Raw genomic sequence first — 19,960 nt, 5'->3', positions numbered from 1 at the left:
CGGGGATTTCCGGCGCTATTCCTCGACTAGTCAAAATCACAACACACGCGAACCGGATTGACCAGACAACTTGCTTACACCACCAGCCGCAGCGGCCTTTCGCCCAAGCGCACCGTGATTTCCTGGCCCCAGGATGCCGTCAGGCGGTCTGATTCCATGCCGTCGCCGAACACCACCAGCTGGTCGGATGCCACGGTGATCCGGAGTGTCTCGACAGCCTCGAGCACCCCCTCCGTCAGGGAGGCTCCGGTGATGGGGGAGGGCCAGGCCTCGCGGACGAACCACGCGAGCTGGGGGTCGGCTGGCGCCGGCAGGGCGCGTCCTCCGCGCTCGAGGGCGATGGAAGCGCACCAGCCCGTGGCCCCGGTGCCGGTGGAGATGATCAGCCCGGACGAGGACTGCCGTTCGGTCCGGCCGTCCGGGGTGGTGAGCTGGTAACGGGCCGACTGGTGCGAGGCATGCCCGATGAAGATTTCGTTGAGCGCCGAGAGTTCCTGCCCGTCGTCGAGGCGTGCTGTGACAGTGGCGAGCTCCTGGCTGTTCAGCCGTTCCGGCCCGGCCAGGGCAGCATCCCGGAGCAGCTTTGCTGCCCCGTTGGGCGTGTGCCGGACCAGGACGCCGGGATTCGCTCCGGGCTCCGGATCGACCCCAATGACCGGCTGGCCGTTGAGGTACTTGGCCGCGTTGGCCACCAGCCCGTCCTGGCCCACCACGGCGACGATGTCCTCCGCTGTGAGCAGGAAGCGGCTGAGGTCCGTGCGCTCCACCTCGGTGTGACGCCATTCGGCCGGGACTGCGGCCCGGACCGTCTCCAGCGCGACTGTGATCCTGTCATGTCGCCCCTGGACATCCTGGATGTTGCGTCCCCGCGTGCGGAGGAAGAATTCGGCTTGGCCGCGCGTGGCGTGCCGGTCCAGCAGTTCCTGGAGCTCGGTCCGTCGGTGGACGATGACAAGGCGTGGATTTGCCATGCCGGGATCCTACTTCCCGGCGTTGCCGGTGGTGCCTGCAGCTATGCGGCCTGCATCAGCCAAGGCCGTGCCGCCCACTGGCTCCCGGAGCAGCCCGGCCAGCGCCCCGCTCAGCAGGTCCGGGGTGATGGTAAGGTTCCCGATGTTGGGCAGCGAACCGGCTGCCTCGCGGAGGGCCAAGCCCAGAAGCGTGGCCTGGTCCACGTCCTGGTAGACCTCCATGGTGGCGGCCTCGCGTGCCGCAGCAGCCTCGCCCAGCAGCCGGATCTGGTTCGCTTCGGCGTCGGCGCTGATGCCCTGGCGTTCCGCTGAAGCGTGTGCGTCGATCAGTCCTGCGGCCGCCCTTTCCTCGGCCGCACGCCGTGCGTTGGCGCCTTCCTGGGCCACCAGGTGTTCGCGGCGGGTGGCCAGTTCGATCTGGCTCGCCATTTCGTTCTCGGAAATGGTCCGTTCACGTTCGACGGCGACGGCCCGGCGTTCGTAGACGGCGCGGTCTGCTTCGGCTTGGAGCTGTTCGCGGACCGGCGTCTGGAGGGCTCTCTCAACGTCCGACTCCGGCCGGACGGCCAGGACCTGCACGCCAAGGATCTCGATGCCGGTGGACAGGAGCCGGGCGTCCGAGCGCAGCGCGTCGGTAAGGACTGTGCGGAGCTGGCTGACAGCCCGCTCCAGGGCCTCGGCCAGCGTGGTGGTGGCGATCTGGTCGATGGCGTGGCTTTGGCACAGCTGGCCGATGATGGTGGCCACCTGGTCCCTGCCGGTCGCGGGACCCGCACCGGCCTGTTGGAGGCCGAAGTCGAGGCGACTGGAGACGGCCACGGGGTCGACGAAGCGGTAGGTCACGTTCGCCTGGATGCTTACGTCCTGGTGGTCCCGGGTGATGGCGTGGAAGAGAGTGGGCAGTTCCTGGTCATCGACGGGAACCTCGCTGAGCACGGAGACCGCGGGGCGGTACCAGAACGCCTGGCCCACTCCTTCATGGCGGACCGAGCCCTTCTGGAGGTGGACGACGTAGCCGGTGGGGCTGCCCAGGAAGTGGCTGATCCAGGGGTAGTTCTTGATGCTGGCCATGGGATTCTCCTCAACGGTTCTTGTCGTCACTTTGACGATAATCAAACGATAGGCGCCGCCGGAAGTTATTGTCAAGATGACGATAAGTTCCTAGGATGGGGACATGCCTGAATCCCACCCGGAGCACGCGCGCTTCCCGGTGACGGTCGACGTCGTCGCCCTCACCGTGGCCGACGACACCCTGAACGTCCTGCTCATCACCCGGCTCATTGAACCGTTCCGCGGAACGCTCGCCCTCCCGGGCGGTTTTGTCCTGGCTGGCGAGGACCTGTCGTCTGCTGCGGCCCGCGAACTTGCTGAAGAGACCGGCGTCGGGCACGTCCCCGGGTACCTGGAGCAGTTGGGGAGCTATGGCCCGAAGGGGCGCGATCCGCGCGGTGATGTGCTTACCGTGGCTCACCTGCTGCTCGCGCCCAACTTCCCGGTGCTGTCCGCCGGGAGCGACGCCGAGCATGCTGGCTGGTATCCGGTCAGCCAGGTCCTCAGAGGCGAAGTGCAGCTCGCCTTCGACCATGAGCGGATCCTCGCCGATGCCCTGGAACGGGCGAAATCAAAGCTCGAATACTCGCCGTTGGCGGCGGCCTTTTGCGGTGAGGAATTTACCGTGGCACAGCTCCGTGCTGTTTATGAGGCCGTCTGGGGTACACGCCTCGACCCCAGGAACTTCCACCGGAAGGCCACTGGAACACCTGGTTTTCTGGAGAGCACCGGGCGGATGACTGTGGGCGACGCCGGCCGCCCCGCGGCTCTCTTCAGGCTCGCCGAAACAGCCCGCCCGACAGCAGGTCAGCCCACGCATGCCGTGCTGAATCCGCCGCTCATGCGCCCGCGTGACTGACGACTCTTAGTGGCGAGGGAGCTTGGGATCCCGCCGTGGCTTGGGCTTCACCAGCCGCCCGACGGTACCAACTGCGGCGTTGCGGATTCCTGAGCCGGTATCCATCATGGCGAATTGGCCCATCAGGCGTGAGGCGAGCACCAGCCGCTGAGTCCGCGCCCGGCGTTCCTTATTGAACGCGGCAAGACCCGCCTCGACAGAGGAGGCCTGTGCCATGGCCCGCCCCAGTGCGGCCCCATCAACGATGGCCTCGCAGGCCCCGCGTCCAAGGAAGGGCGCCATTGCGTGGGCGGCGTCGCCCACCAGCGCAGTGTTCCCGGTGACGAACGAATGCAACTTCGGCGCCTCGAAGAGTCCGTGATGCAGGACTGCATTCTCTTCGATCCTGCCGATCAGGTCCCGCACCCCGCGGTGCCAGGTGCCGAAATGGTTCATTATGTGCGGCAGGTGTGGTCCGTCAAACGTCCGATCGGCGCGGATGCATGCATACCAGTTCGTCGCATCAGGACCTGCCGGCGTGATGCCGAACAGTGCCCCGGGGGCCCAAGTCTCGCCGTATTCGGCCCCGGCGCCCCTGACGGTGCCCGCCAGGCGACGGCTCCAAGGGAACGGGCGCGGAACCGGTCACCGAACATCCGCTGCCGGGTGCGGCTGAACGTGCCATCTGCACCGACCACCAGCGCTGCATCGTCAATCTGGCCCGGGTCGACGACCTGCGTGTTGAAGCTGACGTCGATGTCCCGGGCAAGCGCGGCGAGCAAGGCGGGCCGGGAGACCAGGTTCAGGTCGGCGCCCCCGGGGGCTGTCAGCAACGTCCGCCCGGCCTGCGTCCAGAGCCGGGTTCCTGCGCCGGCAGCATTGTGCGCCCAGCCATCAGTGCGGCGCGAGGCGTCAACACCGATATCATCGAGGGCCTTCATGGCAGCCGGCCACATGCCCAGCATGGTGCCCGACGTCGGCAGGGCCGCAGCCTGCTCCAAGACTGTCACTGACCAGCCGTGACGTTTCAGGGCCCGTGCCGTGCTCAGGCCGCTGATGCCCGCGCCGATGATGACCGCTGAATGTCCCACGCCTCAAGGCTACAGACTCCACCTAGCCGGTCATTGCTCCCGTTTGGGTGGACGGGAACGCTGGGATGACCGTTAGGCAGTGTGCGGTGCCCGTCCAGCTGGGCGTGGAACCACCCCAGCATCCCGGAGGTGTCCAAAATGGCTGCGCGAGCCCCCCTCATGAAACCGCCGAGATCACGCGGCACATCCAGGACCTTGTGTTGAATTCCGCGGAGCTCTCCGGGTTTCTTGAGAACCTGTCGGTGTTCTGCGCGGACGAGCTTGCGCGGTTTTCGGGGACGTGTCCTACGGAATCACAGTACTCCGGCCCTCAGGTGCCCCTGTCATGGGCGGCTCGGACGAACGCAGCCGAAGCCTCGAGGACGAGCAGACCAGAGACCGTGAAGGGCCGGAAGTTATTGCCTCGCTGGAGGTAGGAATCGTCTCGGTCACGGACCTGAGATCCGAGGAGCGCTGGCTCAGCTTCGTCGAAGCCGCCCGGTGCGAGAAGATGCTGTCGCTCCTGGCGTTGCGGCTGCATTTGGAGGGCCAGGCCAGCGCAGGAATGATCTTCTACAGCTCCAGGCCGCACGGATTCGGCCGGGACGCCATGGCAGCAGCCCATGCCTTGGCCGCCGAGGCGTCGAAGGGACTGCGCCTCGTCCTCCGGATCGTGTCACTGCAGGAGACTGAGGAGAACCTAAGGGCGGCCATGGCTTCGCGGACGCCGACAGATCTCGCGCTGGGTGTCATCATCGGCCAGGAACGGTGCAGCTACGATGTTGCGCTTGAGTGGCTCTTCCGTGCATCACGGACCCGCAACGTCAGTATCCGCGATTTGGCGGCAGAGATTGTCGCCTCCGCGGACGACCACTGACGTGTGATGTCACGCGCCGCCTGCCAGCGGACATAAGAAGCGCCCGGGGCTGAAGACCGTTTCCGCCTGACCGTTCGAAGGCGCCCTGCTCATCCTAGAGCGGGGCGCTTTCACGCAGGCAGCGGTCCTCTGGGTCGATGGCGCCCATGATGCGCTTGCCGATGCTCCCCAGCTGGCGCGACTGCGCCTTCGTGAGGGGATCAAACACGAGCGCCCGGACTGCTTCCACGTGCCCCGGAGCGGTTCGGGTGATCTTCGCCCAGCCCTCGTCGGTGAGTGTGGCCAGCGTGATGCGTCCGTCGGCAGGGTCCGTGGAGCGATGCACCCAGTCCCGCTTCTCCAGCCGGCTCACAACCTGGGACAGGCGGGGGAGCCCGGACTCGGTGAAACCTGCGAGGTCGCTCATCCGGCGTGTGCGGGCGGGAGCCTCGGACAGGCCGGCCAGGACCATGTACTCGAAGTGGTTTATGCCGGCGTCCTGCTGCAGCTGGGCATCCAGGGCGCCGGGCAGCTTCATCATGATGCCCACGAGGGTCAGCCACACCTCACGTTCATCGCTGCTCAGCCAGCGGGGTTCGACGGAATTTTCCATAGGGCAAGCCTAAGGCATTTACTTCAAGAATGAAGTTTTGTTTCCGCTAAATCACTTGCATCGTGAACTAATGACCAGTACCGTTTACTTCAACATTCAAGTACTTTCAGACTTCCTGAGGAGTCCAGATGACCGTCATGTCCGAGACCGTCGCGCGGCCATTCGAACAACCGGCCGCCGTCCGCAGCCAGGTCACCGTCCCGCTGCGCTTCCCTGATGGCTTCGCGGCCACAGCCGAGATCATGACTTTCCATGGGCTGGCCGACGGTAAGGAGCACCTGCTGCTCGCGCTCGGCGAATGGGAGCAGACGCTCCTGGACCAGGGCCCGGAAGGTACGGCCCCGCTGGTCCGACTGCACAGCGAGTGCCTCACCGGCGACGTGTTCGGCAGCGAGCGCTGCGACTGCGGACCCCAGTTGCGCGAGGCAGTCGAGGAGATTGCCGCCGTCGGGGGCTTCCTGCTGTACCTCCGGCAGGAAGGGCGCGGCATCGGCCTGTACTCCAAGCTCGACGCCTATGCCCTGCAGGACACCGGCTTGGATACCTACGAAGCCAACGTTGCCCTGGGTCGCGGCGAGGACGAGCGGGACTACAGCGCCGCCGCCCAGATGCTCGGAGCGCTTGGCGCCGGCCGGATCCGCCTCCTCACCAACAACCCGGACAAAGTAGGGCAGCTGACGGCCCTCGGCGTTGACGTCTCGGAGCAGGTCCCCACCGGCGTGCACCTCTCGGAGGCGAACCACCGCTACCTGGCCGCGAAGCGCAGCCATACAGCGCACACCATTGAGCTTCCTGAAGAGGTGCTCCCGGCCGTGATGCCGACCGCGGCGGCTGTGGCCGTTCCGACGCACGACGAGCTGCTAGCCCGGGTGGATGCCCTCGTTCCCCGGCTGCGGGAGCGTGCAGCGGAAGCCGAGGAGATCCGCCGCATTCCGGAAGCCACCATGGCTGAACTGGAGGCAGCAGGTGTGTTCCAGATGCTTGCGCCGAAGGCTGTGGGCGGCTTCGGCATGGGGCTGGAAACCTACGTGGAGGTGGTTCGCCGCCTTGCCCGGGGCTGTGTCTCCACGGCCTGGAGCGTCGGGCACCTGGTGGAACATGTCTGGATGCTGGCCCGCTGGCCACGGGAAGCCCAGGACGAAGTCTTCGCCAACGGGCCGGCCCCATTGGCCGCCGCCACCGGCGCCCCTCCAGGTACGGCAGAGAGGGCTCCCGGCGGGTTCATTATCTCGGGCCGCTGGAGCTTCGCCTCCGGCGTTATGCACTCCGACTGGGCGCTCCTGGCTGTGCAGCACGGCGAGATCCGCCTACAGTGCCTGGTCCCGGTGTCCGATCTTGACCTCCTGGACGTCTGGCACACGGCCGGCCTGCGAGGGACAGGAAGCAACGATCTCCGGACGGAGAATCTTTTTGTCCCCGCGCACCGCGCTCTGGAGTGGAACCTCCTGGCCGCCGCGGACAACCCCGGCAGCCGCATCCATCCGGATCCGAACATCCACATCCCCATGGCCACATTCCTGAACATGGTTGCCCCGGCAGCTGCTTTGGGGGCCGCTGAGCACGCCATCGAGGTGTTCCGGGACCTGATGATGGTGCGCAAGGTCAAGCAGACAACGCAGGCGCGGCAGGCGGATTCGCCGCTCGCGCAGGCCCGGTTCTCGCAGGCCTTCGGGCAGGTGGCGACTGCGCGGCTGCACTGGCAGGAAGCTGTCCGGGTGGTGGCCGCTTCCTACGGCCGGCGGCCGGTCGCTTTCACGGATGGGGAGCGGGCACAGTACCGGCTTTCCCTCGGTCTCAGCGGCGCGGCGTCGGCCGAGGCTGTCCGCCTCATCCTGACGGGCTCCGGCGGAAGTGTGCACCGGCTGACGCACCCGCTCCAGCGGATCCAGCGCGATGTCAATGTACTGCTCAACCACGCCTCGCTGACCATGGATCCGATCCTGGAACAGGCAGGCCGCGGACTTCTCGATCTCGGCCTGTCCATCCCGGCGGAGCAGTTCTGACCGGGCGCATGGGACCCTTGCAGGACCGCCGGCTTCGGAGAAGGATATGAGCCTCACTCGAGGAGGTCAACCATGCTCCAGCTTGGAAAGTTTGAACGCTACCTGATCGAGGAATTCTTCGACGACTACCGCGCCGGCGCAATGACGCACCGCACCTTTACCCGCCGGGTCGCATTCATCACGGGAAGCATGGCGGCGGCCTCTGCTGCGATGCTGCTCGTCGGATGCACCCCCGAGGAAGTACCACGCAGCACCGACCCCATGCCCACACCCACGCCATCATCGGCGACGGCGGGCACCGGCACCGCTTCTGCCGGTGCTGTTCCGCGGTCCAAGAGTCCGCTCTCCGTCCCGGAGGGCGCCGCGGGGCTTACGACGGCGACCGTCCGCTTCCCGGCCGACGGAACCGAGATCACTGGTTACCTCGCCCGGCCCGAATCCGGTGCAGCCGGCCCGGCCGTGCTGGTCTGCCACGAGAACCGCGGCCTGACCCGGCACATCCAGGACGTTGCCCGCCGCTTTGCCAAGGCCGGGTACGCGGCGTTGGCCCTTGACCTGCTGAGCAGGGAAGGCGGCACCGCCAGCCTTGACTCCGATGCCGTCTCGGGTGCACTGACCAGCGCCGGCCCCCAACGCCATGTTGCTGACTTCGCGGCGGCCTTTGACTACCTTCAGGGCCAGGACTTCGTGGACTCCGGACGCATCGCCATGAACGGGTACTGTTTCGGCGGCGGCATTACCTGGCAGGCGGCAACCGAGCTGGCCGGGCTGAAGGCCACCGCGGCGTTCTATGGTCCGGCGCCGGACCTGAACAAGGTGCCGGCCATCAAGGCCGCGGTGTTCGGGGTTTATGCCGAACGCGACGCCCGGATCACCGGCGCGATGCCGGGCCTCCGCGATGCCCTGGACGCCACCACGGTGACGCACCAGCTCACCGTCTACCCCGGCGTCGACCATGCCTTCCACAACGACACCGGCGAGCGCTACAACGAAACCCAGGCCACGGCTGCCTGGAACGACACCCTCGTCTGGTTCGGACAGCACGTCTGAGGGGTGACGCCAGCACGGCTGATCTGAGTAGCGCTATCTGACGTTTTGAGCCTCCAGAACGACAGATAGCGCTACTCAGTTGGGAGGGCGGGGCACTCAGTCGCGGCCGCGGGTAGTCTTGAAGCATGAGCACCGCAATCCCACTAACGCTCACCTTCGGCGGGCGTTTCGCCCGCGAACTCGGGGAGCTGGCGGTTCCCTGGCAGGCGGAGGAAGCACCTGACCCGCAGCTGCTGGTCCTGAACGAGCCGTTGGCCACCGAGCTGGGCTTCGACGCGTCCTGGCTGCGGACGCCCGAGGGGACGCGGCTGCTCATCGGCAACCAGATTCCTGACGGTGCCACACCGGTGGCCCAGGCCTATGCCGGTCACCAGTTCGGCGGCTACTCACCCCTGCTCGGCGACGGGCGGGCCCTCCTGCTGGGGGAGGTCGCGGACATCCACGGGCAGCTTCGGGACATCCACCTCAAGGGCTCCGGCCGGACACCGTTCGCCCGCGCGGGTGACGGTCTCGCCGTCGTCGGTCCCATGCTGCGCGAGTACATCGTCAGCGAAGCCATGCACGCCATGGCCATCCCCACCACGAGGTCCCTCGCCGTGGTGGCCACGGGCCGGCCCGTCCGCCGCGAAACCATGCTGCCCGGGGCCGTGCTCACCCGGGTGGCCAGCAGCCACCTGCGGGTCGGCAGCTTCCAGTTCGCCCGCGTCAACGGCGAGACGGACCTTCTGCGCCGTCTGGCGGATCATGCCATCAGCCGCCATTACCCGGACGCGGCGCTCGCCGACAAGCCCTATCTCGCGTTCTTCGAGGCGGTCATAGCCGCGCAGGCGTCCCTGGTGGCGCAATGGATGCTGGTGGGCTTCGTCCATGGCGTGATGAACACCGACAACATGGCCATCTCCGGCGAGACCATCGACTACGGTCCCTGTGCGTTTATGGATGCCTTCAACCCCGGCGCGGTCTACAGCTCCATCGACGCGGACGGACGCTACGCCTACGCCAACCAGCCGGTCATCGCCGAATGGAACCTCACCCGGCTCGCCGAAGCACTCCTGCCCCTGTTCCATGAAGACCAGGACCAGGCCGTGGCGCTCGCCGTTGAATCCCTCGGCAACTTCCGCGCTCTCTACAGCGCGGCCTGGTCAGCAGGCATGAAAGCCAAACTTGGGCTGCGACCGGACACGCACGACGACGTCGCGTCGCCCCTGGTGGACGGCGTGCTGGGCCTGCTTCAGGCAGGCCAGGTGGATTACACGTCCTTCTTCCGGAGCCTCGGCTCGGCAGCCCGCGGTACGCCGGAAACTGCGCGGTCCACGTTTGCGGACCCGGAAGCCTTCGACGCCTGGGCGGCACAGTGGCTGGCCCTGGCGCCGGACGCGGACCTGATGGAGCGGGTCAACCCCGTCTACATCCCCAGGAACCACCTGGTTGAAGAGGCCCTTGACACTGCTATCGCCGGCGACCTGGACCCATTCAACCGGTTGGTGGACGTCCTGGCCGATCCGTACACGCAGCGCCCCGGGCTGGAACGCTACGCCGGCCCCGCCCCTGAAGACTTCGGGAGCTATCGGACCTTCTGCGGGACCTGAGAGAACACCAGGGATGGACGACGGCGGCGCGGGGCTGGGTGCCGCCCGCCGCCGTCGAGCATGGTCGGATCACGCTACGCGGACGAAGGACGCTCCGGCGAGCCAGCTGATGGAGTGCACTTCGGTTTTGTAACCGTCCACCCCGCCACTGACAACCTGGCCGTTGCCGGCGTAGACGCCCACATGGCCGGCCGTGATGACCAGGTCCCCTGCGGCCGGTGTGCCCACCACCGGGCCGTACTGGAAGAACTGGCCGGGAGCCAGGTCACCCACGCTCTTACCCACCGAGCGCAGCGCCTTCTCCACCATGGCGGTGCAGTCCTGCTGGATGCCGAGCTGGGAGTTGGCGGAAGCCAGGATGGCCGCGCCGAGCGAGCCGGCCGGAGCCTGGGCCGCCGGTGCGGACGTTGAGGCCAGCCTTATGCCGGTGTTGGTGGGGGAAGCCGGCGCCGCCGCGGGAGCCGGTGCGGTGTAGCCGGCGCCGGGGATCCGGATCTGGTCGCCGGGGTAGATGATGCTGGTCAGCGAGAGTCCGTTGGCGGCAAGGACGTCGTTGAGCGGGACGCCGTTGGCGGCGGAAATCTGGCCCAGTGTGTCACCCGAAACGACTGTGTGGACGTTGGCCGCGGCGGTGGCTGCTGCAGCGGAAGTCGAAGCAACAGCGGCCGGAGCCGCTGCCGCCGCACTGGTCTGGACCTGAGTGTTGGCAGTCCCGGAGTTGTCCGGGCCGTGGACGCCGGCCTGAGCCGGGACGCCAATGCTGAACAGCAGGCCGGATGCAGCAACAGCCACCAGGGCCGGCCGGCCAAACGTCAGGGGGTGTGTTTTGGCCGCAGTGGACAGGCCAACTAGGACGGTAGAGCGGGCAGGAACCGCACGAAGGCGTGCGGCAGCGGAATTCTTGGACACGGTTGATCGCCTCTCCCATGCCTGCGGGGTGAGCTGTCGGGTTCGGGTCGGAGATACCCGGCCGGTAGCGCCGCCGCACGGGACGGAGCGATACCGACTTAACCCCCGAGGCTTCGAAAAGCCGTGGAAACGTGGGTCCCCCGTCCCTGCCAGCTGGAAAGCGACTGGATCCCGGTCAGCGGCAGGGCTCGGCATACTGGCGGGAATGTCCCGGCTTGAGCCGGGCCACCGTTTGACCATAACTTCCAGTTATCAGCAATGTCACATTCCGGTAACGGAATGTAGGCGTGAAATCCACCCGCGCTTCATCTCGGATTCCCTCCCTCCTCGGTAACGATGTTGCAGGTCAGGCCCCGTAATCCGTATATGCCCGGTAAGCTCACCAACTATGTCCCGGATTGTTCAAAAAATGCGGCTGCCCGCCCTCGCCGGCCTGCTGGCGGTCGCCCTGGTGGGGTCGGCTGCGCTGCTTCCCTCGCATGCCGCCGACGACGCGCCGCCCGGCGGGTATCCCTCGTGGCAAGACGTGCAGAACGCCAAGAAGAGCGAGGCCGGCAAAGCGGCAGAAGTCACCAGGATCAATGGGCTGCTGGGCGGACTCCAGGCTGAAGCAGAGGCGCTGGGCAATGCGGCCGTAACGTCCGCCGCGGAGTACGCCAAGGCCGAAGCGGCACTTCAGGCCGCCACTTCCACTGTGGACGCACTCACGGCCCAGACTGCACGCGCCGCGGCCGAACTGGGACAGTACAAGAAGGAAATCGGTGCTCTGGCGGCCCAGTCGTACAAGACCGGTGGAACCAACATGGGTTTCTTCGTTGCCCTCGACGCCGTGCAGAACAACAGCATCCACGGCCTGAATATCGTCCAGATCGTCAGCGATAAGACTGCGGCCCTGGTCAACAAATCTGCAGGCGCCGAACGCATTTCCCGTGCCCTGGCCGATCAGGAGCAGGCGGCCAGGGCCGAGCGCGAGCGCCTGTCCGGCGAGGCCAGAACCAAGCTCGACGCCGCCCAATCCGCCCAGCAGGCCATGTCCCGGCAGATCGCGGAGCAGCAGGAGCACGGCCAGGAACTGACCGCGCAGCTGGCCTCCCTCAAAGGCACCACGGCTGCCGTGGAGGGGGATTTCCGGCAGGGCCAGGTGGCCTTGGCCGCGTATGAAACGGCGCAGGCCGCCAAGCGGGCCGCGGCGCAGGAACAGGCACGCCAACAGGCGGAGGCGGCAGCCAAGGCGGCGGCCCTTGCCGCTGCGCAGAAACCGGCTCCGGCCCCACCTGCTGTACCGGGCGTGCCCGCCCCGCCTCCGGTGCCGAGCCCGACGCCGGTCCCGCCGCCCGTCGTCGTCGTGCCTTCCGTTCCGGGAGGCGCTGTCAACGACCCCGCGGGCGCCAAGAACTACGCAGCCGGGCAGCTCGGCGCCTACGGCTGGAGCCAGGACCAGTTTCCGTGCCTGGCGTCGCTGTGGACCAAGGAGTCCAACTGGCTGACCACTGCCACCAACCCGTACTCGGGCGCATACGGGATCGCCCAGTCGCTGCCGGCCAGCAAGTATGCCAGCGCCGGCAGCGACTGGCTCACGAGCTACCGGACCCAGGTCAATTGGGGACTGTCCTATATAGCGGACCGCTACGGGTCACCGTGCGGCGCGTGGAACCATTCCGTGGCCAATAACTGGTACTGACCTGCCGGGGGAGGGCAGCCGGGTCATGTTCCTGGGGCCTTGGCGAATTCCGCGGCGCTGAAGAATTCAATGCCGACGAAGGCTTCGTCGCCGTCCACCCAGGCGTCATGCCCGGGTGGAATGGTGTACGAATCGCCGGCGCTGATGCTGATCCGGTTGCCACCGGTGGTCTCGACGTTGAGGGCACCGGAAACGCAGTATCCGACGTGGTTGTTCTGGCAGGACTCGGTCTGGACCACCGGCTTGATGCAGTCCGACCAGCGCCAGCCGGGACTGAACGTCATCCGGCCGACCGTGTAGCCGCCCAGGTTGACGACATCCACTTCGGTTTTCTCCGGTCGGCGCTTCTCATCCGGTGTGTTGTGGGACTTGACTGCCAGTTCTGTGACGATGTTTGTAGGCATGACACGCAGACTTTCTCTGTTGGTTTTGTGTCAGGCAGCTTTCTGTCCCTGGCTGCCAGACCGCATCTGAGGCGCTTACGCTTGCCAGCATCCTCCCGCCGGCGGCGCTTGTCGAGACCCAAACCACTAGGCTTTTCCCATGCCCGATTTTGAACGGTTCCGGGTCCTGCTGGAAGAAGAGCGCGCCCGGAAACTCGAGCTGCTCCCCGCGCTCCGTGCGGACATCTCCTCGGCGAACGCCGCACGCCAGGATTCCAACGTGGATGACGAACACGACCCCGAGGGTTCCACCATTGCGTTCGAGCTGTCGCAGGCCTCGGCGCTCCTGAAGCAGAGCAGTGCGGGACTTGACCAGGTGGATGCGGCCCTAGCACGGATTGCGGCGGGCACCTACGGTACATGCGCCGTGTGCGGGGATCCCATTGCGGAGGGGCGGCTCGAAGCCCGTCCGTCGACGCCGTTCTGCATCCTCCACGCGGCCACCGGGAGGTGGCTGTGAACGGGCGCGTGCAGGACGCTGCCGGCTTCATCGATGCCACCCTGCAGAATGAGGGCGCCTGGTACCGGGCGGAGGACGTGGAGGCCCGGGTGGGCGGGGTCCTGGGTTCCTACGGATCGTCAGTGGGAGCCGTACGCGGCACCGTCCGCGACGCCAGCAGGAAGTTCAAGGATCTTGGCCACGATGAGGTGACCGCTTTGGCATCCCTACTCTGGGGCCGGCCCGGTCCCGGCAGGCGGCCGGTCTATGAGAGGCGGCTCGCCGCCGTGGTGCTGCTGCAGTCCCGGGTTGCCCTTCTTCGCCACTCTGACCTGACCCGGCTGGAGGGCTTCATCAGAACCGCGCAGACCGGTGAGCTGGTGGACCCCCTGATTGCCGACGTTGTGGTTCCGTTGCTGCAGGGACTGGGCGAAAGCGGCCGCCAGCGCGCCGACGTCGTCATCACCCGCTGGCATCAGGACCCCGACGATTCGCTTCGCCACGCTGCCCGGCTCATCGCGTCTCAGGGACCCGACCTGCAGCGCATTTCCGGGAACCGCGACGCGGAACGCGGCTGACCCCTGTTCCCCGGTCCCCGTCAGTCGTACTCTGGGGCTTGGAGGTGATTGCCATGGAGGCAGCGCAGGGCGACAGGATTATCGTCCGGGGGAGGACCGTCGGATCTTCGGACCGGCACGGCGTGATCGTGGAAGTCCGTGGTCAGGAAGGTCATCCGCCCTACCTGGTCAGGTTCGACGACGGACACGAAACCGTTATGTACCCGGGCGGTGATTTCGCCATCGAACGCGGTCACGCGGGACATACCGGCTGACGCGCCGCGGGCGGCCGCGCGTCCGGGCCACCGGGCACCTGTCAGACTGGTGGAATGGATCACTCCTTGGCTGCCACGTCCCCTGACGCGAACCTCACGATTCCGCCGGTCCGGACCGGTCCGCGGGACCCCGGTGACGCCTGGGTGGAGGGCGGCGGCGGCAAGTTCTGGGGCAGGTTCGGTGCCGCCGGCGTGCTGGCTTATGACCCCGGCAAGGGCGTTCTCCTGCAGCACCGCGCGCTGTGGAGCCATAACGGTGGTACCTGGGGACTGCCCGGCGGAGCATTGCACCAGGGCGAGGACGCAGTCACCGGGGCCCTCCGCGAGGCGCACGAGGAAGCCGCGGTACCGGCCGCCTATGTGAGCGTCCTCTTCACGTCTGTGTTGGACTTGGGCTACTGGTCCTACACCACCGTTGTAGTGCTGGTGACCGCGCCTTTTGAGCCCGTAATCAGCGATCCGGAAAGCCTCGAACTCCAGTGGGTTCCGTTGGACGAGGTGGACGCGAAAGAGCTCCATCCCGGTTTCGCAAAATCGTGGCCGGACCTGCGGACGCGCATGCTGGAAGGGCGAGATTAGGGTTGCCTAAGTGCGGTGCGCCATAATGGTGTTCCGACCCCCTGCTGCGCGTGAGGAAGAACATGACCGCCCCGCTCTCCGTGTTGCTCAAACAGTCCACCAGTACGGCCCACGAAGAAGCTGAGTCGTCCCCGTTTATGGGCGACCTGCTCGAGGGCAGGCTGGACGCGGCCGCCGTCGCTGCCCTCACTGCCCGGCTGTACACGGTGTACGGTGCCATGGAATCAGTGGCGCGGTCCGAGTACGGTTCTGATCCGCAGCTGGCAGGGTGCATGGACCCCGCCTTGGAACGCATGGCTGCCCTCGAGGCGGACATGGCGTTCCATTACGGTCCCGGCTGGCAGGACCGGCTGGCGGACGGCCGGATTGTCACCGTCCCGGCCACCACGGCCTACGCCACCCTGATACGCGAACACCACAGTGCCGAGTTTATGCTTGCCAACCACTACGTCCGGCTGCTCGGGGACCTGTCCGGCGGGCAGATCATCCACCGCCTGGTCCAGCGGCACTACGGCATCCCGGACGACGGCCTTAACTTTTACCTCTTTCCCGCTATCGGGAAAATAAAGCAGTACAAGGACGGCTACCGGCTCCGGCTGGACGCCCTGGCGCTGGACAAGGACGGGACCGAGGCGGTGCTCGCGCACGCCGCCCACGCCTTCCGGCTTAACGGCAACATCTTCGCGGACCTTCAGCTCGCCGTCGGGGCCCGACCGCAGCCCGCGGCCTGACCCATGGACCAGTTCCTGGATCTGCCCTTCGGCGTGGCGGCGGCCAGCCTGTTCGCCATTGTTATGCTGCGGGTCAATGCAACGTACTGGATCGGCCGGGGAGCGGCAGCCGGCCTGGAACACACGCGGTTCGCGTCGTCCTGGAACGGCCGGCGTGCCGTCCACGCGAAGGAGCTGGTCCGCCGGTGGGGACCGTTCGCCGTGACGCTTTCGTTCCTGACCATCGGCCTGCAGACCGCCGTCAACCTCGCCGCCGGCGCTGCGAAGATGCCGTTGCGGCGCTACCTTCCCGCCGCCGTCGCCGGTTCCATCCTCTGGGCACTGCTCTACGCCACCGTCGGGCTCGCCGCCGTGGAGGCGTGGCTGGCGCTGGCTGCCGGCTCCCCGTGTGGGATTGTTGTGCTGGCCGCCGCAGCGGCCGGACTTATCGCCTGGCTGCTGGTACGGCGGCGGCGCCGGTCGCGGGGGAGCGCTGCCGACCGGGCAGAGGCAGGCACAGCGGATAGGGTGGGCTGAGCCACACAAGAACAAAGCGAAAGGGTCAATGTTGACTGCTGCACTCCCGGAACTGGCCGACGGCGATTTCTACTACCAGGCGCTCGGCGGCGGCCAATTCCGCTCCACCATCCACGCCCAGGGGGCCTGGAACGAGCACGAACAGCACATGGCGCCGGCGTCCGGACTGATGGCGGACAGACTGGAGCGCCACGAGCCGCGCGCCGACATGCGCATGGCCCGGCTGAGCTACGAGATCCTGGGCCTGATCCCGGGCGGCGGGTTCCACATCGAAACCACCACCCTCCGCCCGGGCCGGACCATCGAGCTCCTGCAGGCAGAACTGGTTGCCAACGGCCGGGTGGCCATCCGCGCCACCGCGTGGCGGATGATCACCAGCGACACGTCCGCGGTTGCCGCCGTCGAGGACGCCACCATTCCGGCGCCGGATGAATGCAAACCGCTCGACGGCCCTGCCATCTGGCCAGGCGGTTACATCCGGTCACTGGAGATGCGCGTGGCCGAGGGCCACCGGCCCGGCGCTGGCATCGTCTGGCTCCGCACCCAGCACCCCCTGACGGATAAAGCCGACAGCGGCGACCTGGCCCGCCTGATGGGCCTCGTTGACACAGCCAACGGGATCGCGGCCAGGGTCCCGCCGGGCAAGGACAGCTATGCGTTCCCCAACCTGGACCTGCAGATCCACATGTACCGCAGGCCCGAGGGCGAATGGCTTGGCCTGGACAACGCCGTCTCCTTCGGAACCGACGGGATTGGCCTCACGTCCACCGTCCTGCACGATCTTCAGGGCCCGTTCGGCCGTGCCGAACAGATCCTGACGCTTCGCCGGACCTGACGGCCTTGCCCGTGACTACCGGACCGCTGTGGCTACCCGACCTGCGTGACTATTCGGCGCCGGTAATGCTTTTGTAGCTGTGTACCGCATTGCGCAGGGTGGGGAAGAAATGGTCTTCTGTGAACCGTGCGCTCGCCCCGAACCGGATCAGGCGGTCCTTGATCGGTCCCTTCATTTCTGCGAAGACCAAGCTGATACCGTCCTGCGCCAGTTCATCGTCGAGCTGAATGAGCTCATCCAGCGCTGTCGTATCAAGGCCTGTGATCGGCTCGGCTGCCACAATGACCCACTTCACCGGCCAGGGCGCAGCGTCCACCAGGCCGTGGATGTGCTCGGCGAACACTTCCCCGTTGGCAAAGAACAACGGTGCATCGAAACGGGCAATCACCAGGCCCTCCACCCGCCGGCCTTCGGGATGCCGGTCCAGGTCATGGAAGCCCGGAACGTCCGCCACGCTGGCCAGCTCAGTGCGGTAGGGATCCCAGGCGCGCTGGACAAAGGCCAGAAGGGACAGTCCAATGGCCACGGCAATTCCCGGTAGGACCCCTACAAAGGCGACGCCGAGGAATGTAACCACCAGGAGGAGGGCCTCCAGCCGGCTCATCCTGATGAGGCGCACGAGCGTTCGCACGTCAACCAGCGAAAACGCCGCCACGATCACCACGGCGGCGAGCGTGGCGGTGGGAAGGAAAGCCGTCACCCCCGGTGCGGCGACCATAAAAAGGACCACGAGCAAGGCTGCCACCACACCGCTGAGCTGCGTCTTCGCCCCGGCGTCGAGCACAATCGGGGTGCGGGAGGAACTTCCGCTCACCGGAAAGCCGCCCAGCACCCCCGTTGCCACGTTGGCGATACCCAAGGCCCCCATTTCCTCATTGCCGTTGACCCTCGCTCCGCGGCGCGCTGCGAGGCTCTTGGACAAGGTGGAGGTGTCCGCAAAAGCAATCAGCGCGATGCCTGCTGCAGGGCCCACGAGCGACAGGACCTCGTCCATGCCGATGCCGCCCAGCGCGGGCGCCGGGAGCCCTTGCGGCAGCGCGCCCACCATGGGCAGCTGTCCGGCAAGGCCCAGAGCGGCCACAATGGCGATGGAACCTGCCACGGCAAACAGCACGCTGGGCACCTGCCACGGAAGAAAGCGCCCGGCAATAATGACAGCAAGGCTGCCTGCACCCACAGCTAGCGCGACGGGATTGATACCGCCGCTGAGGACGGCGTCCGCCAGGGACGTGAGGCGCTCAAAGAGGCCATCGGCCGAGACATCTATCCCCAGCAGCCGCGGAAGCTGACTGACGGTCACCGCCAACGCGATGCCGTTCAGGTATCCGACGCGAATGGGCCGGGACAGCAATCCCGTCACAAACCCCAACTTGAGGACCCTGCCCGCGATCAGGAAAAGGCCGATCAGGATGGCCAGCACGCCGGCCATGGTCACCGCCTTCTCCGGATCCTGCCCGGCCAGCGGAAGGATGGCGGCCGCGATCATGGGGGCCAGCGCCGAGTCCGGCCCCACAATGACAACCCGGGATGGCCCGAACACGGCATAGAAGATCATGGGCACCACGGAGGCGTACAGCCCGTTCACTGCAGGAAGCCCGCTGGCCTCGGCGTACGCCATCCCTGCCGGCACTAGGGCTGCACTCAAGACGGCACCGGCCACCAGGTCCGACTTCAGCCAAGACCGTTTGTAACCACGAGCTACACCGACGCCCGGCAGCGCTTTCTTGATCCAGTCGTGCGGCACTCGGGCCTCCAAATTGGTGAAAATCAGGACGCGGGGGGCTCCTGGAACGGCGTCGAATCCTGGCCGTATTCGGCGGTCACCAGGATCGGCAGGTGGTCGGAGGCGCCGCGGGGCAGGGTTTCCACATTCTCGATGTTCAGTCCCAGGGACGTGGCAAAGTCGAAGTGGCCCTTGAATACTTTGTAGCGGGTGTAGGTCCTGCGGTCGCTGAGGGAGAGTTCGTAGCCGGTGTTCTTCATGTGTTCGTTGAGGTTCTTGGTGAAGAAGGGGTAGTTGAAGTCACCCACCATCAGAGTCATAAGGCCGGTGCCCATACCCAGGAGTTCCGCGTGGGCCGCGTGGATCTGGTTGCGCCGCAGCGAGTTGGTGGCGGTCAGCGGAGCGGCGTGGAACGAGGCGATAACCAGTTCGTGGTCGGTCTCGTTGTCCCGCACGCGCGTGCCGATGAGGCGCTCATGGGCGGGCGCCAGGACCATGTCGTGCAGGGACTTTTTGAGCGCGAAGGTCTTGGTGCCGTGGGCCGTGAACCGGTCAGGCCGGTAGTAAATGGCCAGCCCAAGGCGGTTGCCCTTGGTGGAGTCGGCGAGCTGCAACGGACCCAGCGTGTCCGGCAAGTCCGAGGTGTCACACTCCTGGAGGCACAGGGCATCGACGCCGAAGTTCTGGGCAAGATCAACCAGTTCCCCACTGGCCTGGTGCTTGCGGAGGTTGTAGCTAATGACGCGTATCAGTGGATTACCTCTTCTGAGGAGTAGCGGGTGGACCCAGTTCCTGAGTTTAGCCACCCGATGGGGGACGGTGCAGCAATACACCGCTGGATGTCAGGTGGCGCGGAACACCAGCCAGCCGGCGAGGGTGGACAATCCGGTCAGGGCGGCACCCCACAGGATGTCCACAACAATGAGCTGCAGCGGCCACGTCTTGAGCGTGGCGGCATTCGTCAGGTCATACGTCGCGTAGGCAAAGGCGCCCAGAGCGGCCCCATAGCCGACGGCGGTCAGCCAGCTGCCGCCGTCGAGCGCCGGCTGCAGCGCAAAGAAGACAATCCCCGCTATGTACATGACATAGAAAGCCACGGCGTAACCTAAGTGTGGCTTGTCTGCGAGCAGGTCACCGATGTGGCTGCGGTAGAACGGGTTCATGAGCTTGAGCCAGACGGCGTCGATGACCGCGAACGCAGCCGCGACGACAAGGAATTGCAATATGACCAT

Annotated in this window: 23 protein-coding genes and 1 riboswitch; of the genes, 13 read left to right on the top strand and 10 right to left on the bottom strand. The window is 66.6% G+C overall.

What is annotated here, in order from left to right; translation table 11 throughout:
• Positions 1-74: 74 nt before the first annotated feature.
• Positions 75-971, bottom strand: a complete 897-nt coding sequence (locus CXR02_RS03780) for an NAD(+)/NADH kinase (RefSeq protein ID WP_104060790.1) — start codon at positions 969-971, stop codon at positions 75-77.
• Positions 972-980: 9 nt separating this feature from the next.
• Positions 981-2,042, bottom strand: a complete 1,062-nt coding sequence (locus tag CXR02_RS03775; RefSeq protein WP_104060789.1) for an SPFH domain-containing protein — start codon at positions 2,040-2,042, stop codon at positions 981-983.
• Positions 2,043-2,145: 103 nt separating this feature from the next.
• Here CXR02_RS03775 and CXR02_RS03770 point away from each other — a divergent pair, with 103 nt between their 5' ends.
• Positions 2,146-2,880, top strand: a complete 735-nt coding sequence (locus CXR02_RS03770) for an NUDIX domain-containing protein (RefSeq protein WP_104060788.1) — start codon at positions 2,146-2,148, stop codon at positions 2,878-2,880.
• 6 nt (positions 2,881-2,886) lie between these two features.
• On the opposite strand, the gene CXR02_RS03765 is transcribed toward CXR02_RS03770, so the two are convergent.
• Together CXR02_RS03765 and CXR02_RS03760 are read right to left on the bottom strand one after the other, a co-directional pair.
• Positions 2,887-3,315: an FAD-dependent monooxygenase gene (locus CXR02_RS03765; protein ID WP_104060787.1), complete on the bottom strand. Its 429-nt coding sequence runs from the start codon at positions 3,313-3,315 to the stop codon at positions 2,887-2,889.
• Entirely contained in the window at positions 3,315-3,950 is a 636-nt protein-coding gene (locus CXR02_RS03760; RefSeq protein WP_104060786.1) for an NAD(P)/FAD-dependent oxidoreductase, read from the bottom strand. Before CXR02_RS03760 ends, CXR02_RS03765 begins: the two co-directional genes overlap by 1 nt.
• 325 nt (positions 3,951-4,275) lie before the next feature.
• Here CXR02_RS03760 and CXR02_RS03755 point away from each other — a divergent pair, with 325 nt between their 5' ends.
• Complete coding sequence (locus CXR02_RS03755) at positions 4,276-4,806, top strand: ANTAR domain-containing protein (RefSeq protein WP_104060785.1); 531 nt, start codon at positions 4,276-4,278, stop codon at positions 4,804-4,806.
• A gap of 94 nt (positions 4,807-4,900) precedes the next feature.
• On the opposite strand, the gene CXR02_RS03750 is transcribed toward CXR02_RS03755, so the two are convergent.
• Entirely contained in the window at positions 4,901-5,398 is a 498-nt protein-coding gene (locus tag CXR02_RS03750) for a MarR family winged helix-turn-helix transcriptional regulator (RefSeq protein WP_104060784.1), read from the bottom strand.
• A gap of 128 nt (positions 5,399-5,526) precedes the next feature.
• Here CXR02_RS03750 and ribA point away from each other — a divergent pair, with 128 nt between their 5' ends.
• The 3 genes from ribA (at position 5,527) to CXR02_RS03735 (ending at position 10,040) form a co-directional block, all read left to right on the top strand.
• Positions 5,527-7,401 carry a GTP cyclohydrolase II RibA gene (ribA, locus tag CXR02_RS23150; protein WP_104060783.1) on the top strand — a complete coding sequence of 625 codons (1,875 nt, stop codon included), beginning with the start codon at positions 5,527-5,529 and terminating at the stop codon, positions 7,399-7,401.
• A gap of 72 nt (positions 7,402-7,473) precedes the next feature.
• Positions 7,474-8,451 carry a dienelactone hydrolase family protein gene (locus tag CXR02_RS03740; RefSeq protein WP_104060782.1) on the top strand — a complete coding sequence of 326 codons (978 nt, stop codon included), beginning with the start codon at positions 7,474-7,476 and terminating at the stop codon, positions 8,449-8,451.
• Between the two features lie 125 nt (positions 8,452-8,576).
• A complete protein-coding gene (locus CXR02_RS03735) occupies positions 8,577-10,040 on the top strand; it encodes a YdiU family protein (RefSeq protein ID WP_104060781.1) in 1,464 nt (487 codons plus the stop codon).
• 69 nt (positions 10,041-10,109) lie between these two features.
• Here the strand turns inward: CXR02_RS03735 and CXR02_RS03730 are convergent, their stop codons facing one another.
• A complete protein-coding gene (locus CXR02_RS03730; RefSeq protein ID WP_104060780.1) occupies positions 10,110-10,949 on the bottom strand; it encodes a LysM peptidoglycan-binding domain-containing protein in 840 nt (279 codons plus the stop codon).
• Positions 10,950-10,952: 3 nt separating this feature from the next.
• Positions 10,953-11,125: riboswitch (cyclic di-AMP (ydaO/yuaA leader) on the bottom strand.
• A 212-nt stretch (positions 11,126-11,337) separates the two neighbouring features.
• On the opposite strand from CXR02_RS03730, the gene CXR02_RS03725 reads away from it, so the two are divergent.
• Positions 11,338-12,630, top strand: a complete 1,293-nt coding sequence (locus tag CXR02_RS03725) for a transglycosylase (protein ID WP_104060779.1) — start codon at positions 11,338-11,340, stop codon at positions 12,628-12,630.
• Between the two features lie 23 nt (positions 12,631-12,653).
• Here the strand turns inward: CXR02_RS03725 and CXR02_RS03720 are convergent, their stop codons facing one another.
• Positions 12,654-13,034, bottom strand: coding sequence for a cupin domain-containing protein (locus tag CXR02_RS03720; RefSeq protein ID WP_104060778.1), 381 nt, complete (start codon positions 13,032-13,034; stop codon positions 12,654-12,656).
• A 139-nt stretch (positions 13,035-13,173) separates the two neighbouring features.
• On the opposite strand from CXR02_RS03720, the gene CXR02_RS03715 reads away from it, so the two are divergent.
• The 7 genes from CXR02_RS03715 (at position 13,174) to CXR02_RS03685 (ending at position 17,005) form a co-directional block, all read left to right on the top strand.
• Entirely contained in the window at positions 13,174-13,533 is a 360-nt protein-coding gene (locus tag CXR02_RS03715) for a TraR/DksA C4-type zinc finger protein (RefSeq protein WP_104060777.1), read from the top strand.
• Complete coding sequence (locus CXR02_RS03710; protein WP_258060739.1) at positions 13,530-14,090, top strand: DNA alkylation repair protein; 561 nt, start codon at positions 13,530-13,532, stop codon at positions 14,088-14,090. Before CXR02_RS03715 ends, CXR02_RS03710 begins: the two co-directional genes overlap by 4 nt.
• 53 nt (positions 14,091-14,143) lie before the next feature.
• Entirely contained in the window at positions 14,144-14,344 is a 201-nt protein-coding gene (locus CXR02_RS03705; protein ID WP_104060776.1) for a DUF1918 domain-containing protein, read from the top strand.
• A gap of 54 nt (positions 14,345-14,398) precedes the next feature.
• Positions 14,399-14,923 (top strand): NUDIX domain-containing protein, encoded by a 525-nt coding sequence (locus CXR02_RS03700; protein WP_104060775.1) that lies wholly within the window; start codon positions 14,399-14,401, stop codon positions 14,921-14,923.
• Between the two features lie 62 nt (positions 14,924-14,985).
• On the top strand, positions 14,986-15,654 hold the full coding sequence (locus tag CXR02_RS03695) for a heme oxygenase (biliverdin-producing) (protein WP_104060774.1): 669 nt from the start codon (positions 14,986-14,988) through the stop codon (positions 15,652-15,654).
• Positions 15,655-15,657: 3 nt separating this feature from the next.
• Complete coding sequence (locus tag CXR02_RS03690; RefSeq protein ID WP_104060773.1) at positions 15,658-16,170, top strand: DedA family protein; 513 nt, start codon at positions 15,658-15,660, stop codon at positions 16,168-16,170.
• Between the two features lie 31 nt (positions 16,171-16,201).
• A complete protein-coding gene (locus tag CXR02_RS03685; protein ID WP_104060882.1) occupies positions 16,202-17,005 on the top strand; it encodes a thioesterase family protein in 804 nt (267 codons plus the stop codon).
• Positions 17,006-17,054: 49 nt separating this feature from the next.
• On the opposite strand, the gene CXR02_RS03680 is transcribed toward CXR02_RS03685, so the two are convergent.
• The 3 genes from CXR02_RS03680 to CXR02_RS03670 form a co-directional block, all read right to left on the bottom strand.
• Complete coding sequence (locus tag CXR02_RS03680; RefSeq protein ID WP_104060772.1) at positions 17,055-18,749, bottom strand: SulP family inorganic anion transporter; 1,695 nt, start codon at positions 18,747-18,749, stop codon at positions 17,055-17,057.
• A 23-nt stretch (positions 18,750-18,772) separates the two neighbouring features.
• Positions 18,773-19,477, bottom strand: coding sequence for an endonuclease/exonuclease/phosphatase family protein (locus CXR02_RS03675; RefSeq protein WP_104060881.1), 705 nt, complete (start codon positions 19,475-19,477; stop codon positions 18,773-18,775).
• Positions 19,478-19,570: 93 nt separating this feature from the next.
• On the bottom strand, positions 19,571-19,960 hold the full coding sequence (locus tag CXR02_RS03670; protein WP_104060771.1) for a DUF2177 family protein: 390 nt from the start codon (positions 19,958-19,960) through the stop codon (positions 19,571-19,573).

It is taken from the genome of Arthrobacter sp. 4R501 (genome assembly GCF_002929755.1).
Taxonomy (GTDB): domain Bacteria; phylum Actinomycetota; class Actinomycetes; order Actinomycetales; family Micrococcaceae; genus Arthrobacter.
The sequence above is the reverse complement of the archived record's forward strand: the minus strand, read 5'-3'. Positions and strand labels throughout refer to the sequence as shown.

What these genes read in the sequence shown, in the direction of transcription:
- CXR02_RS03715 (WP_104060777.1), top strand. Translation starts at nt 13,174, where the DNA reads ATGCCCGATTTTGAACGGTTCCGGGTCCTGCTGGAAGAAGAGCGCGCC.
- CXR02_RS03750 (WP_104060784.1), bottom strand. Translation starts at nt 5,398, where the DNA reads ATGGAAAATTCCGTCGAACCCCGCTGGCTGAGCAGCGATGAACGTGAG.
- CXR02_RS03740 (WP_104060782.1), top strand. Translation starts at nt 7,474, where the DNA reads ATGCTCCAGCTTGGAAAGTTTGAACGCTACCTGATCGAGGAATTCTTC.
- CXR02_RS03780 (WP_104060790.1), bottom strand. Translation starts at nt 971, where the DNA reads ATGGCAAATCCACGCCTTGTCATCGTCCACCGACGGACCGAGCTCCAG.
- CXR02_RS03720 (WP_104060778.1), bottom strand. Translation starts at nt 13,034, where the DNA reads ATGCCTACAAACATCGTCACAGAACTGGCAGTCAAGTCCCACAACACA.
- CXR02_RS03775 (WP_104060789.1), bottom strand. Translation starts at nt 2,042, where the DNA reads ATGGCCAGCATCAAGAACTACCCCTGGATCAGCCACTTCCTGGGCAGC.
- CXR02_RS03765 (WP_104060787.1), bottom strand. Translation starts at nt 3,315, where the DNA reads ATGAACCATTTCGGCACCTGGCACCGCGGGGTGCGGGACCTGATCGGC.
- CXR02_RS03770 (WP_104060788.1), top strand. Translation starts at nt 2,146, where the DNA reads ATGCCTGAATCCCACCCGGAGCACGCGCGCTTCCCGGTGACGGTCGAC.
- CXR02_RS03735 (WP_104060781.1), top strand. Translation starts at nt 8,577, where the DNA reads ATGAGCACCGCAATCCCACTAACGCTCACCTTCGGCGGGCGTTTCGCC.
- CXR02_RS03695 (WP_104060774.1), top strand. Translation starts at nt 14,986, where the DNA reads ATGACCGCCCCGCTCTCCGTGTTGCTCAAACAGTCCACCAGTACGGCC.
- CXR02_RS03690 (WP_104060773.1), top strand. Translation starts at nt 15,658, where the DNA reads ATGGACCAGTTCCTGGATCTGCCCTTCGGCGTGGCGGCGGCCAGCCTG.
- CXR02_RS03755 (WP_104060785.1), top strand. Translation starts at nt 4,276, where the DNA reads ATGGGCGGCTCGGACGAACGCAGCCGAAGCCTCGAGGACGAGCAGACC.
- CXR02_RS03700 (WP_104060775.1), top strand. Translation starts at nt 14,399, where the DNA reads ATGGATCACTCCTTGGCTGCCACGTCCCCTGACGCGAACCTCACGATT.
- CXR02_RS03725 (WP_104060779.1), top strand. Translation starts at nt 11,338, where the DNA reads ATGTCCCGGATTGTTCAAAAAATGCGGCTGCCCGCCCTCGCCGGCCTG.
- CXR02_RS03670 (WP_104060771.1), bottom strand. Translation starts at nt 19,960, where the DNA reads ATGGTCATATTGCAATTCCTTGTCGTCGCGGCTGCGTTCGCGGTCATC.
- ribA (WP_104060783.1), top strand. Translation starts at nt 5,527, where the DNA reads ATGACCGTCATGTCCGAGACCGTCGCGCGGCCATTCGAACAACCGGCC.
- CXR02_RS03705 (WP_104060776.1), top strand. Translation starts at nt 14,144, where the DNA reads ATGGAGGCAGCGCAGGGCGACAGGATTATCGTCCGGGGGAGGACCGTC.